General features: G+C 61.0%; 17 protein-coding genes and 1 tRNA gene. 6 read left to right on the top strand and 12 right to left on the bottom strand.

What is annotated here, in order from left to right; all coding sequences use genetic code 11:
- The first annotated feature begins 91 nt into the window (after window positions 1–91).
- Window positions 92–319 (top strand): hypothetical protein, encoded by a 228-nt coding sequence (locus tag RUI03_RS09845; protein WP_317287285.1) that lies wholly within the window; start codon window positions 92–94, stop codon window positions 317–319.
- A 44-nt stretch (window positions 320–363) separates the two neighbouring features.
- On the opposite strand, the gene RUI03_RS09850 is transcribed toward RUI03_RS09845, so the two are convergent.
- The 6 genes from RUI03_RS09850 to RUI03_RS09875 form a co-directional block, all read right to left on the bottom strand.
- Window positions 364–438 (bottom strand) — tRNA-Glu (locus tag RUI03_RS09850).
- 81 nt (window positions 439–519) lie between these two features.
- Entirely contained in the window at window positions 520–2340 is a 1821-nt protein-coding gene (gene recJ, locus RUI03_RS09855; protein WP_317287286.1) for a single-stranded-DNA-specific exonuclease RecJ, read from the bottom strand.
- Window positions 2341–2381: 41 nt separating this feature from the next.
- Entirely contained in the window at window positions 2382–2822 is a 441-nt protein-coding gene (locus tag RUI03_RS09860; protein ID WP_317287287.1) for a DUF1178 family protein, read from the bottom strand.
- The gene (locus RUI03_RS09865; RefSeq protein ID WP_317287288.1) at window positions 2819–3652 is read right to left on the bottom strand and encodes a carbon-nitrogen hydrolase family protein; all 834 of its coding nucleotides are present in this window, start codon (window positions 3650–3652) and stop codon (window positions 2819–2821) included. The genes RUI03_RS09860 and RUI03_RS09865 overlap by 4 nt, the downstream gene beginning before the upstream one ends.
- Before the next feature lie 4 nt (window positions 3653–3656).
- Complete coding sequence (gene grxC / locus RUI03_RS09870; RefSeq protein ID WP_317287289.1) at window positions 3657–3914, bottom strand: glutaredoxin 3; 258 nt, start codon at window positions 3912–3914, stop codon at window positions 3657–3659.
- A gap of 6 nt (window positions 3915–3920) precedes the next feature.
- Window positions 3921–4763 (bottom strand): ComF family protein, encoded by an 843-nt coding sequence (locus RUI03_RS09875; protein ID WP_317287290.1) that lies wholly within the window; start codon window positions 4761–4763, stop codon window positions 3921–3923.
- Here RUI03_RS09875 and RUI03_RS09880 point away from each other — a divergent pair.
- Window positions 4762–5646 (top strand): methyltransferase domain-containing protein, encoded by an 885-nt coding sequence (locus RUI03_RS09880; protein ID WP_317287291.1) that lies wholly within the window; start codon window positions 4762–4764, stop codon window positions 5644–5646. The genes RUI03_RS09875 and RUI03_RS09880 overlap by 2 nt on opposite strands.
- Before the next feature lie 4 nt (window positions 5647–5650).
- On the opposite strand, the gene RUI03_RS09885 is transcribed toward RUI03_RS09880, so the two are convergent.
- The 3 genes from RUI03_RS09885 to RUI03_RS09895 all read right to left on the bottom strand — a co-directional run bounded on the left by RUI03_RS09885 (window position 5651) and on the right by RUI03_RS09895 (window position 7390).
- The gene (locus RUI03_RS09885; RefSeq protein WP_317287292.1) at window positions 5651–5848 is read right to left on the bottom strand and encodes a Flp family type IVb pilin; all 198 of its coding nucleotides are present in this window, start codon (window positions 5846–5848) and stop codon (window positions 5651–5653) included.
- Window positions 5849–5871: 23 nt separating this feature from the next.
- The gene (locus RUI03_RS09890; RefSeq protein WP_317287293.1) at window positions 5872–6279 is read right to left on the bottom strand and encodes a (deoxy)nucleoside triphosphate pyrophosphohydrolase; all 408 of its coding nucleotides are present in this window, start codon (window positions 6277–6279) and stop codon (window positions 5872–5874) included.
- An 82-nt stretch (window positions 6280–6361) separates the two neighbouring features.
- The gene (locus tag RUI03_RS09895) at window positions 6362–7390 is read right to left on the bottom strand and encodes a peptidyl-prolyl cis-trans isomerase (protein ID WP_317287294.1); all 1029 of its coding nucleotides are present in this window, start codon (window positions 7388–7390) and stop codon (window positions 6362–6364) included.
- Window positions 7391–7561: 171 nt separating this feature from the next.
- Here RUI03_RS09895 and secA point away from each other — a divergent pair, with 171 nt between their 5' ends.
- Window positions 7562–10546 (top strand): preprotein translocase subunit SecA, encoded by a 2985-nt coding sequence (secA, locus tag RUI03_RS09900; protein ID WP_317287295.1) that lies wholly within the window; start codon window positions 7562–7564, stop codon window positions 10544–10546.
- A gap of 63 nt (window positions 10547–10609) precedes the next feature.
- On the opposite strand, the gene RUI03_RS09905 is transcribed toward secA, so the two are convergent.
- A complete protein-coding gene (locus RUI03_RS09905) occupies window positions 10610–11833 on the bottom strand; it encodes a DUF547 domain-containing protein (RefSeq protein ID WP_317287296.1) in 1224 nt (407 codons plus the stop codon).
- A gap of 207 nt (window positions 11834–12040) precedes the next feature.
- Here RUI03_RS09905 and RUI03_RS09910 point away from each other — a divergent pair, with 207 nt between their 5' ends.
- Window positions 12041–13210, top strand: coding sequence for a hypothetical protein (locus tag RUI03_RS09910; protein ID WP_317287297.1), 1170 nt, complete (start codon window positions 12041–12043; stop codon window positions 13208–13210).
- Window positions 13211–13222: 12 nt separating this feature from the next.
- On the opposite strand, the gene RUI03_RS09915 is transcribed toward RUI03_RS09910, so the two are convergent.
- Window positions 13223–13858: a CoA transferase subunit B gene (locus RUI03_RS09915; protein WP_317287298.1), complete on the bottom strand. Its 636-nt coding sequence runs from the start codon at window positions 13856–13858 to the stop codon at window positions 13223–13225.
- 53 nt (window positions 13859–13911) lie between these two features.
- Window positions 13912–14610 carry a CoA transferase subunit A gene (locus RUI03_RS09920; protein WP_317287299.1) on the bottom strand — a complete coding sequence of 233 codons (699 nt, stop codon included), beginning with the start codon at window positions 14608–14610 and terminating at the stop codon, window positions 13912–13914.
- Between the two features lie 178 nt (window positions 14611–14788).
- On the opposite strand from RUI03_RS09920, the gene RUI03_RS09925 reads away from it, so the two are divergent.
- Both RUI03_RS09925 and RUI03_RS09930 read left to right on the top strand, forming a co-directional pair.
- Window positions 14789–15616: a hypothetical protein gene (locus RUI03_RS09925; protein ID WP_317287300.1), complete on the top strand. Its 828-nt coding sequence runs from the start codon at window positions 14789–14791 to the stop codon at window positions 15614–15616.
- An 87-nt stretch (window positions 15617–15703) separates the two neighbouring features.
- The gene (locus RUI03_RS09930; RefSeq protein ID WP_317287301.1) at window positions 15704–16057 is read left to right on the top strand and encodes a YciI family protein; all 354 of its coding nucleotides are present in this window, start codon (window positions 15704–15706) and stop codon (window positions 16055–16057) included.
- Window positions 16058–16060: the final 3 nt, after the last annotated feature.

A 16060-nucleotide genomic window follows, 5' to 3' on the forward strand; every position in this document is an offset into this window, starting at 1 on the left:
TTTTATATCCGTACACGCTCAGGTTAAGCCCGCTTGTCAGGATCTTTTCTGTCCGCATACCATGATCCTTCCGCTGCCAAAGGATATCGCCATGGTCCCCCCTACTGCGCCCCTCGCCCAGATCCTCAAGCTGCCAACGCCCGTTGGTGAGGTTTCCGTCAACGTCGCGCACATCGTTCGCTATCAGGCAAACCACAATGAAGGGATGACGGATGTGTATCTGTCGAACGCCATTGACGCCATGCATGTCAACGTGGGTATGCCGCAGTTCGAAAAAGCCTTACGCGACGTTCTGAATGTGCCGATCGAACAGGTGTGAGGGGGCCGGAAAACGGCTTTATTTTTCAATCGTGAGAGATAGTGTGGCAGTCCCTAGGGGAGTCGAACCCCTCTTTTCAGGTTGAAAACCTGACGTCCTAACCGATAGACGAAGGGACCGCGCTGGCCGACCCTTGGGCCGGAGACAGCGCGTATAACGAACGGCAAAATGGCTTGCAAGTGCTTTCGCCGATTTTTTGATCAAAAAATCGCGGCATCTTCGATGTGAAACTGGCCTGCATTTCCGCCGCGCCAGTCATCGGGTTTGATGCGCCCGGCGAGGTGCACCTGACGCCCGTCAGCGGCCGCCTGAAGGAAGTCGCCTAGCGGCTGGCCGATACAGCCGAAGGTGATCGCCCGCGCCGTCCGACCCATGCCATCCTCCACCGTCAGCGCGATATGCTTGTCCTTCAGCACCTTGAGATGACGGAGGCGAACCCCTTCCAGCGCGAAGCGGGGTTCGGGTGCGGCGTTACCGAACGGCCCCGCCAGCTCGACCATGTCGCAGAAATCCCGCGTGATGCTGCCAACCCCTATCAACCCGTCCAGAAGGAAAGCCCGCTCCGCACGGGACGTCCCAACCGCCGCGGACAGGGTCTCCGCCAGATAGGCTTCGAAACCTGGCAATTGCGCCCGGGTGAGCGAGACGCCGGCCGCCATGGGGTGCCCCCCGCCGCCCGCAATGATGCCCGCCTTCACGGCCTGCTGGATGGCTTCGCCCAGATCGACACCCGGCAGTGAGCGACCGGAACCTTTGCCCTCATCGCCCTCAAACGCGATGACAATGGTGGGGCGGTCGAAGCGCTCCTTCAGCCGACCGGCCACAATGCCGATAACGCCGGCGTGCCAGCCCTCCTCCGCCACCACGAGCGGTGCCGCCACATCGCGCCCGCCCCGGGCCTCAGCCTGCTCGATGGCTGCGTCCAGAACGGCTGCCTCGACGTCCTGCCGCGCGCCGTTCAGCGATTGCAGCCGGTGCGCGAGGGTTTCCACCGTAGCCGGATCGTCGGACGATAGAAGCTCATAGGCGAGTCGCGCATGGCCGATCCGGCCTGCGGCATTGATCCGTGGCCCAACGGCGAACCCGAAATGATGCGCCTGGGCACGCCCCTTGGCCCCGGCCATCGCAGCGAGAGCCCGCAGACCCGGATTGCCAACCTGGCAGGTGTCAAAATCCTGCAGCAGCTTCAGTCCCTGTGCCACCAGCGTCCGTGTCAGCCCCTTCAGGGGCATGACATCACAGACGAGGCTGAGGGCCACAAGATCAAGCCATTGCAGCAGGTTTGGCTCCTTGCGGTCCTTGAAATGCCCAGCTTTGCGCAGCGCCCTGTTGGTGGCCACCAATGTCATGAACACAACGCCGCCTGCGGACAATTCGGTCAGACCGGACAGGTCATCGGGCCGCTGCGGGTTTACGATGGCCAGTGCGTCCGGCACGGTTTCCATGAGGTGGTGGTCAAGAACGACGATCTCGTAGCCCTTGACCTTGGCGGCGGACAGGACGGCACCGGCCGTCGCGCCACAATCGACCGTGACGATCAGCTTCGCGCCCTTTTCCGCAAGGCCATCAAAAGCTGGCAGATTAGGCCCGTATCCTTCCGTCATCCGGTCCGGGAGATGCACCGCATGGGGGACATCAAGCGCCGTGAGGTATCGGGACATCAGCGCGGAAGAAACCGTACCGTCCACGTCATAATCACCAAAGATGCCGATCGTCTCACCACCAGCAATCGCGTCTGCAAGCCGCTGTGCCGCCACGTCCATATCCTTCAGTACCGAAGGGTCAGGCAAGGCGTCGCGCAGGCTGGGCTGGGTGAAACTGTGAAAACTGTCCGCCGTGACGCCCCGGGATACGAGAATGTCCGCCAGGATGGGGTGGCATCCCTCCCGCTGAACGATGGTTTCAGCCGCACGGGCGTCCACCTTCCGCCGTTGCCACTTCTTTCCGCTCACGGAGGATGTGACGTTGAGAAAGGCGTCAGTGTCTTGGACTGGATTGTCGATTGGGGAGGTATTCTGCATGGGGATTTATGTCACGCCCGGCCACAAAAGACAAAGCGCGACTAATTCAGCTTCCGCTTCTGTGCGCCCGCATCAATCGGTTCGGGTAACGGTGCGACCGTCACGCCTTCTTCGCGCAGCTCAGAGACTTCTTTCGGTGACGCCTCGCCGTAAATAGGGCGATCCTTCGTTTCGCCGTAGTGAATACGCCGCGCCTCTTCCGGGAACTGTTTGCCCACATGGTCGAAGTTCTTTTCGACATAGTCTTTCGCGCGGCGAGCGCTTTCGTTGAAGGCTTCGAGCACGGCGTCGGCATTGGGGGCTGAGGACGTCCGACGCGATGTTGAAATGGACGGCGCCATCAACGCCTTCTCAACGGCGGCGGTGCCGCAGACCGGACATTCGAGGAGGTGCTTTTCAGCCTGCTCGTCATAGTCGGCACTGTTGGAGAACCAGCCCTCGAACCCGTGGCCGTCCTCACACTTCAACGCATATTTGATCATAGCTCATAGATGCGCGTTTCTACGTCCCGATCAAGGGTAAGGTTTGGCACGCGTCGACGGACATCGGCGACCTTGTCCAGATCAATATCAGCCACGATGACTCCCGGCTGGTTATTGGGCTGTTCAGCCAGAATCGTCCCCCAGGGATCGACGATCAGGGAATGGCCATAGGTGGCTCTGCCGTCCTCATGCTGCCCGCCCTGGGCCGGGGCGATCACATAGCTGCCGGTTTCGATGGCCCGCGCCCGCAGAAGGACGTGCCAGTGCGCTTCTCCCGTTGGCACGGTGAACGCGGCGGGGACGGCCAGAATGCTCGCTCCCGCCTGCGCCAGTCGCCGGAAGTGGTGAGGAAAGCGCAGATCGTAGCAGACAGACATGCCAATCCCGCCCAGCGGGGTGTTGGCGAGGACGGCCTTGTCGCCGCCAGCCACGGTGTTCGATTCCTTCCAGCTCTCCCCGGTCGGCAGGTCCACATCAAACAGGTGGATCTTGTCATAGGTCGCCACCGCACCCCGGGGGCCGAAGAGAAAGCTGCGATTGGCAAATTTGCGCGTCTCCCCGCGCTCCACAGCCACAGGCATGGAGCCAATCAGAAGATGCGCGCCGAGGTCCCGGGCCAGTGCGGAAAAGGCGTCGACCTCCGGCATGGCATCGGGCGCCGGCAAATTGCCAAACAGGCGATCCGAATTGCGGTCGAGCAGTGTCGTCATTTCAGGCGTCGCGATCAGGTCGGCCCCGCGCGCAGCGGCTTCCCGGATCAAGCGAGTTGCCTCATCCAGATTGCGCATCCGGTCGATCCCGGAATTCATCTGCACCAGTCCAACACGCATTGCCTTAGTCCTCCAGCAGGGCGTCGAGCTTGCCGCTGCGATCCAGCAGCATCAGGTCATCACAGCCGCCCACATGGGTATCGCCGATGAAAATCTGCGGATAGGTCCGCGCGCCACCGGAACGCTCCAGCATTTCGGCTTTCTTATCCGGGTCAAAGGCTGCGGGAATGTCGGTTATCTCAACCCCCTTGTCGGCCAGTTTGGTCAGGGCGCGCACACAATAAGGGCAACCGGGCTTGGTGTAGATCGTCACAGATTTCATAGGGACTTACTCCTTTACGTCCTCATATAGGGCTGTTTGCCCGCCTGTAACGACCCTGGCGAGGGTCAGGCCGTGAACCTTTGCCGCACCTGCGCCGCGCAGCAGTCGCGCACAGGCGAGCAATGTGGCGCCTGTGGTCAGGACATCATCAATGAGGACGACCGTGCGGCCCTCGATCCGCTCTGGCTGGCGAAGGGCGAAGGCGCCGCGCACATTGCGCGCACGATCCTGCCGACTGCCCCCCTTTTGCGGCGGCGTTTTTCTCGCGCGCCGCACGGCCCGCGGCAGCACGTCGAGGCTTGCCTGCCGACCGATGGCTGCGGCCAGCAGCCCCGCCTGATTGTATCGCCGCTGCGCCAGTCGACTGGGGTGTAGCGGCACAGGGACGAGCACACTGTCCGGCGTCAGGATCTCCCGGCCCGCCTGCATCATCAGACGCGCAAATAGGGCCACACCATCGGACCGGTCGGCATATTTCAGCTTGAGAATACCCCCGGAGATCACATCGTCATAAGCCAATGCCGCCCGGTACTGATCAAGCCGCCGTGGACCGGTCAGACGCTCGCGAAAGCGGTCCGGCGCAGCGCAGGTCACGCAGAGAGGCTGCGCAGTCCCCTCATGGGGAAAGGGCCAGCCGCACGCCGCACACCAAGGCGGCGCGAGAAATTTCAGCTGGCTCCATATCTCCGGTGCCAAGGTATCGTGCCGCTGCACGAGGCGGTCGGAAACCGGACATCGCGGCGGATAGACAAAGCGGCCCACGGCCTGAACGGCCGATGATTGCCACAGCCGCAGCCGGGTGGTTAAGGGGTCGCGTCCCTGCTCCTCCTCGGTGAAAGGCTGATCCATGTCGTCCCCGCAAGCTCCCTCCATCTTCAATGCCGCTGCCCGGCGAAGCAAGCGCCTGCGCGCAGCGCGGATGGACGGCGATTTCCACTTCCTTTGGAAGGAAGCTGCGGCTGACGTGGTGGATCGTCTTGAGACCGTCCTCAAGCGGTTTGATACCGCTCTGTTTTACGGCCCGGCTGCCGCGACGGTGAAAGACGCCCTGACGGAGAAGGCGGATGTGGGCGAGGTCGTCCTGGCCGATTCAGTGAGCGTGCGCCGCGACGTGATCGAGGCGGACCCTGCAGCCCTGCCCTTTAACGACAGACAGTTCGATCTTGTGGTCTCGGTCATGGCCCTGCACGCGGTCGACCATATCCACAGCGCGCTGGTGGAGGCCCGCCGTGTGCTCAAGCCCGATGGCCTCTTCATCGCCATTTTCCCCGGCGAGCGGACGCTGACGGAATTACGGCTGTCGCTGCAGGCAGCGGAAACTTCCGTCCTCGGACGGGTTTCTGCGCGTGTCATGCCGTTCGTGGCGGTGAAAGATGGCGGCGCATTGTTGCAGGCCGCCGGTTTCGCCCTGCCTGTGTCAGACGTGGCCACCGTGCCGGTGTCCTATCAGGACCCGTTCCGACTGTTTCAGGATCTGCGGGGGATGGGGGAAACAAGTCATCTCAAAGCAGGCCCGAAGGGGGCTTTGCGGCGTGACGTGGTAGGCGCCGCCCTCACCCATTACCGGGAGCATTACGGTAACAGTGAGGGCGGCGTCAGAGCCAGGTTTGACCTGGTCTGTCTCACAGGCTGGGCGCCCCATGGCAGCCAGCCGAAGCCTCTTCGTCCCGGCAGCGCTAAGATGTCGCTGGCCGATGCCGTAAAAGATTTTGATCCGTCAAAAGATCAATAAGGGATCACTCGCCGATGGCGGTCGTCAGTTCGCTATCGACTGAATCGTAGAGATTGTTCGAAATCTTCTCGCCGATAGATCGTACGGTGCCGACGATGGCGATGGACAGCGTCGCGATCAGAAGACCGTATTCGATCGCTGTTGCGCCGTCTTCTTCTTCGAAGAAACGGACGGCCAGACTTTTTCGTTTAACGTCCACCATGGCACCTGCCCCTCGGCTGGTCCCTAGCCTATCAGATAATCCCGCAACTGCGCGGCGATCGGCCGATCGACCGGGGGCATATCCAGCCCGATTAATTGTTCCGGACGCACCCATTTGAGGGTTTGCCCTTCCTTCGCCATCGGAATGCCCTGCCATTTGCGACACAGGAAAACAGTCATCAGCAGCGAGTTGTTTTCTCGCGCCTCTGTTCCGAAGCTGAACGGCCCCAGACAGCTTTCCTGGGTTCGGATACCCAGTTCTTCCTCAAGCTCACGGACAAGCGCCGCTTCCGGCGTTTCTCCGTCTTCCACCTTGCCACCCGGGAATTCCCAAAGCCCGGCATGGTGCCGACCTTCGGGCCGCGTGGCCATCAGTACCCGTCCATCCTGATCGATTAGCGCCACCGCGCTGACGAGAAGAAGGCCGGTCATTGATACCTCGTCAGTAGACGGCAAAGAGTTGAAAGGCAGGCTAAGGAACGACGTTAAAATAGGTTAAGCGTAATTTATTTCGTCACCAGGACGACGCCACCAGGCTAGCCGTCGGCATGACGCCAGAATAGGGCCGCATGGTCGAGGCCAGGCGGATCGGCACAGCCGAGCGGGCCAGACGAACCGTGTCCACGACCACTTCGTCACGAAGCTGCGCTTCGATCTGCGGTCGCATCTCGTCAAACGGTGGCAGGCGCATCGCCCGGCGGGAATCGACACAAAGGAGATACCAGCCCTGCTCGCCCTTGACCGGCGCCGAAGCCGTATCGAAGGGCAGATCGCGCACAGCCTCGATCATCGCAGGCGGCAATTCGCTCATGCGGACACTGCCCACGAGCCCGCCCTTGGCGCGGCTGTCCATATCGAGTGATTGGCGGCGGGCCAGATTTGCGAAAGACTGCCCCTGATCGATACGCCGCTTCAGGGCGACGGCCTCGGCTTCGCTCGAGACCTGAATGCGCCGCAGCTCAATCAGTTGATCCGCATCGGCCAGTTGGCGGGCCTCATCATAGACGGCCCGGATGCGTTCTTCTGTGACCGTCTGACGGACCGCCATCTCCAGATAGGCGCTCGAGAGGATCCGGCGGCGGGCCAGCGCCAACTCGGCCCGGATTTCCAGCGTTTTGTCGAGGCCCTGGGCCGTAGCGGCCTTGGCAAGCGCCACCTGATCGGCCGCTTCATCCACCAGACCGGTCCGGAACAGGGCCGCAGGCGGCAGGATAGCCGCATCCACATTTTCCATGAAAACAGCCTGTGCCCGGGCGTCCGATACGCGAATCGGCGTAGTGCCTACCTCCATCAGGACAGGATCGGGATCTGAGGGCTCAACCATCATCACCGGCTCAATCCAAGACTGGCCGACGATTTCATTGCCTGCTGCGGTCATCAGAACCATCGCAGCACCGGCAACAAAGATATCGCGAATGTCGATGGCATCCATGGCCGCGGCGACAATCATCGCGACATATTCCAGACCGCGGGGTGATTCGCGTCCGATCAGAGCTTTTGGCACATGCCTCATGGTCACTAGCGATTTAAGATTGAGGCCCAAGAGTCAATCCTTCTCGCGTAAATGGTAGATTTTCCGCTGTCATTTGACACCCTAAAGCGGCCTCCCTATCTGTGCGCCAACCGAAACCGCGGTCAGATGGCCGCACATCCCCCTAGCAGGGCTGTGCAAGATCTCTGCCTGCCAAATCCGTAACCGAGCGCTATTTATTCCATGGCCAAAAAAACACTCGCCGTCCGCCTCTTCGGGTCCACAACTGAGCGTCGCATCAAGCCGCTAACGAAGAAGGCCAAAGCGATTGGCGAGTTGGCGGACCAGATGGCGGCCCTGACCGATGTACAGATCGCGCTGAAGACCGAAGAGTTCAAAACCCGGTTCCAGGACGGCGAGACCCTTGATGACCTGCTGCCAGAGGCGTTCGCCCTCGTCCGCGAAGCGGCGACGCGCGCCTTGGGCCTGCGCCCTTATGACGTCCAGCTCGTCGGCGGCATGGTGATCCATTCGGGCAATATTGCCGAGATGAAGACCGGTGAAGGTAAGACGCTGGTGGCGACCCTGCCCGTCTATCTCAACGCCCTCGCTGGCAAGGGTGTCCACGTCGTCACCGTCAACGATTACCTGGCCACCCGCGACGCTGAATGGATGTCCAAGGTTTACAGCCTGCTGGGCATGACCACCGGGATCATCGCCCACGGGATGAGCGATAATGAACGTCGCGAGGCCTATGCCTGTGACATCACCTACGCGACCAACAATGAGCTCGGCTTCGACTATCTTCGCGATAATATGAAGCAGCGGATCGAGGATATGGTCCAGCGCGGGCACTATTTCGCTGTGGTGGACGAGGTCGACTCCATTCTGATCGACGAAGCCCGGACCCCGCTGATCATCTCCGGCCCCACCGAAGACAAGTCGGATCTCTACGTCAAAATCGACAGCCTGATCCCGCAGCTGACCGAAGAGCATTTTGAGGTCGACGAAAAAGCCCGCTCCGTTGGCCTGACCGAAGAAGGCAACGAGTTCATCGAAGAGCTGCTGCGCGCCGAAGAGATGCTTGAGGGTGACCAGCTCTACGACGCCGCCAATGTTGCGGTCGTGCACCACCTCCAGAACGCCCTGCGCGCTCACAAGATGTTCCAGCGGGACAAGGATTACATCGTCAAAGGCGGCAAGGTCGTCATCATCGATGAGTTCACCGGCCGTATGATGGATGGCCGCCGCTGGTCCGATGGCCTGCACCAGGCGGTGGAAGCCAAGGAAGGCGTCCAGATCCAGCCCGAGAACGTCACGCTGGCATCGATCACCTTCCAGAACTATTTCCGCCTGTATGAACGTCTGTCCGGCATGACCGGCACCGCCCTCACCGAGGAAGGTGAATTTCAGGACATCTACAAGCTCAGCGTTTTCGAGATCCCCACGAACCGGCCGATTGCCCGTGAGGACATGGAAGACGAGCTCTACATGACGGCCAAGGAGAAATACCGGGCCATCGCCGCACAGATCGCGGAATGTCACATGAAGGGCCAGCCGGTACTGGTCGGCACGGTGTCGATCGAAAAATCGGAATATCTGTCCTCCCTGCTCAGCGACAAGAAATTCTGGCGTGAGACCGCGACCATCCTTCGCAGCCAGGCCGATGACCTGAACGAGAAGAAGGATGCCGACGACATTGAGCGCCTGCGCAAGCGGGCCGACAATCTTGAGGCGCTATCCCGCAAGCCCGTCCCTGTTCCTCACAACGTCCTGAACGCCCGGTTCCACGAACAGGAAGCTGAGATCGTGGCGCAGGCCGGTGTGCCGGGTGCCGTGACCATCGCCACCAACATGGCCGGTCGCGGGACGGACATCCAGCTTGGCGGGTCCGTCGATATGGAAGTCATGGCCCTTCTCGAAGACGATGACGATGCGGAGACGATTGCCCGCAAGCGCGCCGAGATCGAGGCAAAGGTCAAGGATCGGAAGGAAAAGGCGCTGGAAGCTGGTGGGCTCTACGTTCTGGCCACGGAGCGTCACGAAAGCCGCCGCATCGACAATCAGCTGCGCGGCCGGTCGGGACGCCAGGGTGACCCCGGCACGACCAAATTCTTCCTGTCCCTCGAAGATGACCTGATGCGCATTTTCGGTACTGGCATGGAGAAGATGCTGAAACGCTTTGGCATCAAGGAAGACGAATCGATCGAGCACCCATGGTTCACCAAGGCCGTGGAAAACGCTCAGAAGAAGATCGAGCAGCGCAATTTCGACATGCGCAAGAACGTCCTCAAATATGATGACGTGATGAATGATCAGCGTAAGGCCATTTTCGAGCAGCGGATCGACTTCATGTCGGCCGATGACGTCAGCGATATCGTTGCCGATATGCGCGAGACCCTGCTTGAAGACGTGGTTGCCACCTATATTCCGCCAAAATCCTATGCCGAGCGGTGGGACACTGAAGGTCTCGCCGAGGAGATCGAAGAAATCTTCGGCGTGCAGATGCCTGTACAGGAATGGGCCGCCGAAGAGGGCGTTGCCGATACCGAGATACTCGAGCGTATCCGCGAGCGGGCTGACGCCCGTTATGAGGAACGGACGACAGAATTCGGCCCTGAAATGTCACGCCGTGTCGAGAAAGCCGTCCTTCTGCAGACCATCGACGCCAACTGGCGTGAGCACCTGCAGATGCTGGATCACCTGCGGTCTGTTGTCGGCCTCCGCGGGATGGGTCAGCGCGATCCCCTGCACGAGTTCAAGAACGAGGCGTTCGCCCTGTTCAGTGGCCTTCTGGATGGTCTGCGCCGGGACGTGACGCGTGCGCTGTATCACGCCCAGGTTCGCCAGCCCGATGCGCCGCAACCGACACGGACGCTGGATATCGAAGAAGCCAAGCGTCTGATTCAGGAGTTGCAGCGCAAGGGCCAACTCGACCCCTCACAGCTGCGCGAGACCCATATTGATGCCACGACCGGCGAAAACGATGCCGGCCACGGTGGTCCTGAAGCGCCGCAACGGGGCTATGGCCAGTCTGCTGGCCTTGGCACCTTGCGCGCCCAACGCGCCGCCCGCTCTGTTCGCGCGGATGACCCCTCGACCTGGTCGAAGGTCTCCCGCAACGCGCCCTGCCCTTGCGGCTCTGGCAAAAAATACAAGCATTGCCACGGTGATCCGAAGGCGGAAGGCGCAAACGCCGGAACACCGCCGACCGATCAGCCAGAGTAAGGCTTACGCACAAAAAAGGCGCCCCGCGGGGCGCCTTTTTCCGTTCTGTGTCAGGGCGAGCGATCAGTCGACTTCGCCCGAAGCATCACCTTCCACATCCCATTCCGTGCCTGGCACATCGATGATGGTGACTGTCGCACTGCGCAGGCGTCCCTGCTCCTGCAGTGTTTCAAACTTCTGACCGACTTCACGGACATAGTCCCTGAAGGCCTGCGGCATGCTGTCGATGCCCATGCCAGGGGTCATTTTTGAGTAAGGCTCGCCGCCGACCAGATCGGCTGTGCGATCCTCGTAGCGCCAAGGGGCGATCGGCTTGCCGCTGTCGATCAGCTCCTGCGCGTCTTCACTGGCAAATTTCGAAAGATGCGCTTTCAGGTCCGTGGGCCAGTTCGGGAACAGGCCCGCCTGTGCTTCGTAATAGAGCGGCGAAACGTAGGTCACATTGCGGCCCCGGCTGACACCGCGCAGGGCGTTGACGAATTCGGCCGCGTTGGAATCCAGATCCCGCGACACTGTCGAACCTTTCCAAGCATAGGTGCGGATATTCGGGCTGGCGAGGTCGCCATGGAAGAAGCCGTACATCACGCGTGGATCGTCCCAGTACCGATAGACAATGTTGCGACGGATATCGCGCAGAGAAAGCGGCACGCCGCGAATAGTGACCAGCTTCGCGTCGTGGAACTTCACCTTGTCCTCACCGAACGTCATATCGCGTGGGCGGGCGACCGGATATTCCTCAGCAATCGTCGCAATGACGATCATGTTGTGCAGATTGTACCAGTAGGCGAGCTGCTCGTTCTTGGGCAGCTTTGCAATATCCACCTGATTACCGATGGCAATCAGGCTGTCCGTATACTCCCGCATCGACTCCGTCGTGGAGCGGTCAAAGCGCGAGAAAAAGATCTTGTTGCCTTCGAGGCGCAAGGGGGAATCGTGCCCCCGCTGAATCCGCGAGCCCGCCTCACGGACCGGTGCCCGGGCAAAGCGGCGGAGTGATGGGCCGGTGTCGAGGACAATGGCGCCCAGCGCATCGTCGATCACGCTGTAGTCGATTGTCCGGCCATTGGCGACGGGCACTGGCTCAAAAGCCGCGAAGGCCCCCGGCTCCCCCAATTCTGTGGCAAACCCGAGTTCACCGGTCGGGACATCGACCTCATCCATCACCGCAGTATCGTCGGCAGCTTCGGTCGGCGTATCGGGTGTCGTCGAGCACGCGCCGAGGGCCAGGGCCGATGCGCCAAAGAGAAGGAGGAGCGAATGTGGCGCAACAGCGCGACGGTGCATCATGATGGTGCGTTCCAATTGTTTGTTACTGAATAACGATATAGGCTGATGGCCTTCAAGTGAAGCCTTTCACCTGCAACGAACGTCAATTTTTCGGCTTGAAACCAAGACAATTGATCGCAGGGCACAAACATCGCAAAACAAAAGCGCTTTGGCGCGCCTCATGCGTCGAATTATCATAAGATTGACTGCGCTTGAGGGGATGATGTGATGACGATGGCTGGCTTGATGATGGCGATAGCGCTGATGGCGCAACCGCCCGCCACGGTATCAGAACCGGCAGACGTCGTCGAAGATGCCGGCGTGGACGGGGGGACCGTCGTTTCACTGGCAGCGCCCACCATCCTGCCTCGTTCCCTGCCCGCCCGTGACGAACGCGGTCAGGACTTTGCTGATCGTGTCAGTCTCTCCCCCGATGGCTCGACGGTCGCATTTGCCACCAAGACCCGGACGGGATTCACGCTGTCGATTGCGACGATCGGCGAGCAGACCGCCAGCATCGTGCAGGCGTTCCGCGGCGAACCCACCTTTGTCGGCTGGCGTGATGATTCCAGCGTCCTGGTCGGGCGCCGCGACGGTAAGCCGATCGGGACTTCCACAATCCGCCCGCTGATGATCGATGTGATCAACGCCCGCACCGGTCAGGCCACAGAACTGCCGAATGGGGGTAGCGGGACATCCGCACGGGCCTGGCATCTCGCCAATGGCATTTACGCACAGGATGTGATGAGCGGCGGCTTTGTGCACGATGCCGCGGGAGGGCGCACCCTCGCCATCTATGAGGGCGGAAGCACGCCGCGCGTAACAGACTGCTGTTCAGGCGATGCCATGGCCGTGCAGGCTGCTGGCGTTGACGGCGCGCGACTTCTGGTGGAGCAGCGTTTACCCGGCGGTTCAGTGACCGCTACCTGCCCTGGCTCTTCGGCGGCAGCAGCGCTGCCCGAGGGCGTCATTGTGCAGCCCGCCGGACCAGCGGACCGCTATGGTCGACCGGTCGTTCTGGTCGACGCAGATGAGGCCCCGGGCTTTGAACGCCTTGCCGTCTTCGACTGCGACACCGCCACCTTTGATGAAACGCTGTATGAGGACGATCGGCCGATTGGCGGTGCTTTGTTCAACGCCCGCAACCAGAGCTATTATGGTGTTTGGCGGGAGTCTGGCGACCGGATCGAGGTGTTCGACCGCAGCCTGGCCCATGACCTTCGGGAGGTGGAAGCGGCCCAGGCAGGACCTGCCACCGCCTACCCCATCGACTTTGTGCGCGGCAACAACACCGTCCTCGTCTATGTGGCCGGTCCACAGGTCGCAGGGGGCTATTACCTCTACGACCGTTATATGGGCTTTCTCGACCTCGTCATCCAGTTCGCCGAGGAGAACTGACGCCTGCGGACTTTACGCCGCGAGATCGGCTTCGGTCGCGGCTTTGACGTCTTCAAGTGTCACGTCGGGCGCCAGCTCAACCACTTTCAGCTGACCCTTGCCCTCCACCACATCGAAGACACCGAGATTGGTGATGATCCGGTCCACGCAGCCGACGCCGGTCAGGGGTAACGTGCATTCCTTGAGCAGTTTTGAGCTGCCGGATTTCGACGTGTGATCCATCAGCACGATGACGCGCTTGACCCCGGCGACGAGATCCATGGCGCCACCCATGCCTTTGACCATCTTGCCCGGAATCATCCAGTTGGCCAGATCGCCGCCCTCGGACACTTCCATGGCGCCGAGGATCGACAGGTCGATATGTCCACCCCGGATCATCCCGAAGCTGTCAGCGGACGAGAAATACACCGTCTTGGGCAGCTCGGTAATCGTCTGCTTGCCAGCATTGATCAGATCGGCATCCACATCGTCCTCATACGGAAAGGGGCCCATGCCCAGCATGCCGTTTTCGGACTGCAGCGTCACCTCCACGCCGTCGGGGATGTGGTTCGCCACGAGAGTGGGGATACCGATACCAAGATTGACGTAGAAGCCGTCTTCCAGTTCTTGCGCCGCACGGGCGGCCATTTCATCGCGTGACCAGGGCATAGCTGAATATCCTATATGTCAATTCTATCAGGAAACGGAGCAGTTCAATACGCTTAGCGTTCTCGCACCGTGCGCTGCTCGATGCGTTTTTCCTGTTTGGCTTCAATGATGCGGTCGACAAAAATCCCAGGCGTGTGAATGCAATCGGGATCAAGCTCACCCGGCTCGACCAGATGTTCCACCTCGGCAACGCACATCTTGCCCGCCGTCGCCATCATCGGATTGAAGTTCCGCGCTGTCTTTCGATAGATCAGGTTGCCTTCCGTATCGCCTTTCCATGCGCGCACGATCGACAGGTCGGCTTTCAGGCCGGTTTCCATGATGTAGCGTTCGCCTTCGAACTCGCGCTCTTCCTTGCCTTCAGCAATCAGGGTGCCGACACCGGTCTTGGTGAAAAAGGCCGGAATGCCCTTGCCGCCCGCCGTGATCCGTTCGGCCAGCGTGCCTTGCGGATTGAATTCAAGTTCCAGCTCGCCGCTCAGATATTGCTTCTCGAACGTCGCGTTCTCACCGACATAGGAGCTGACCATCTTCTTGATCTGCTTGGTCTGCAGCAGGAGACCGAGCCCCCAGTCGTCGACGCCTGCATTGTTTGAGATGACCGTCAGTCCCTTCGCGCCGGAATCCCGCAGGGCCAGGATCAGCGTTTCGGGAATACCGCAAAGGCCAAAGCCGCCCGCCATGACGGTCATATTGTCTTGGGTCAGGCCCTCAAGAGCCGCCACTGCATCGGAAAAAACCTTGTTTGCCATGAAACCTCCGTGTCGCCCCGCTTGTGGTCTGAAGCTCATCCGAACTCAAGGCGCAATCCGCACAAGATCGGCGGGGCCGCTTCCTAGACCAGATAGGCAAAATTGCATCCTCGGCGACAAAGGTTCCTCAAAGAGATGCAGCTACGAACACCTTCCGTCTGAAGCGTGAGGGATGAAGATGAGCATAGGCGACATGGATGACCTGACCGCGCGGCGATATCGCGAGGCGGAACTGACGGGTCGGTCGGATGACCCCGCGGTCCAGCGCCAATTGAAGCTGCGCGGTCAATCGGCTGGCGCCCGCACGGCCGGTGCGGCGATTACGCGTGACGAACTGGGCGCGCTCACCATGCTGATCGGCATTGCCCTCCTCTTCTGCTTTTTAATGGCGCCATTTTCCGAAGTGGCCAGCCGCACCTTTCTTCAGGATCGCGCCATCGGCTTTGCCGACCGCTTCGTGCCGGTTGCCCTCTTCACGCTCGCTGCAGCGACAGCCACCTACACGCTGGCACGACGCATCAGCCCTGCGTTCGCGCTCATCGGCATGGCGGCCGTGTTGCTGCCAGGCACAATGATGGCTGAGACCCCTCTGGTGATGAGCGGGATGCTGCTCGCAGAGCTCGCCGTGATCGTCGGGTTCGCGCGTCTGAAAATCCGGCGGGCGGTCTTTAGCCGGTTTCGCCTGGTGCGGGCCTTGCGCGACCTGGTCGCCCTCGTGATCAGCCTCTTCTTTCTGGCCACCGTCGCGATTGAGCCGCGCGGCAGCGACTGGCCGGTGATGGCCGCGCGCTGGCTGAACGAAGCGCACCATCTCATCGCCACAGCCTTACCAGCGCGTTTGACGGCTGTCGGCGCGCCCTATGGCCTCGATGAGCCGTGGCTGGTCGCGATGAGTATTTTCTCCACCGGACTGCTGACCTTTCTCACTTTGTGCGCGCTTCAGGATGTGCGGCTACCCCGCCGCCGGCCCAAACCCGCCCTGCCCGAGGCGCCCGTCGCCGCGTAAAATTTTTTCAGGTCCTGTCGAAATGACCTATGCTCGATCGTCCAGGGGGTGAGCGCAATCACGCGCGGCAATGGAAGTGAGAGACCGATGCAATACATGCTGCTGATCTATGGCAATGAGGACCAGCCGGAGCCTGCGCCGGGTACACCCGCGTTCGATGCCTATATGGAGCCGTGGATGACCTATACCGAGGAACTGCGCGAGGCAGGCGTCATGGTGGCCGGCGAAGCCCTTCAGCCCTCCCTTACCGCCAGCTGTGTCCGGATGGCCCCGGGCGGTCGGCAGGTGCAGGATGGCCCCTTCGTCGATTCAAAGGATCAATTGTCAGGGTTCTATATGATCGACGTCCCAAGCCTTGATGAAGCGATTGAGTGGGCCGCCAAATGTCCGGGCGCCCGCGAAGGCACGATGGAAGTGCGGCCCATCATGGTCTTTGGCTAAGAC

This window comes from Parvularcula sp. LCG005, assembly GCF_032930845.1.
Classification (GTDB): Bacteria; Pseudomonadota; Alphaproteobacteria; order Caulobacterales; family Parvularculaceae; genus Parvularcula.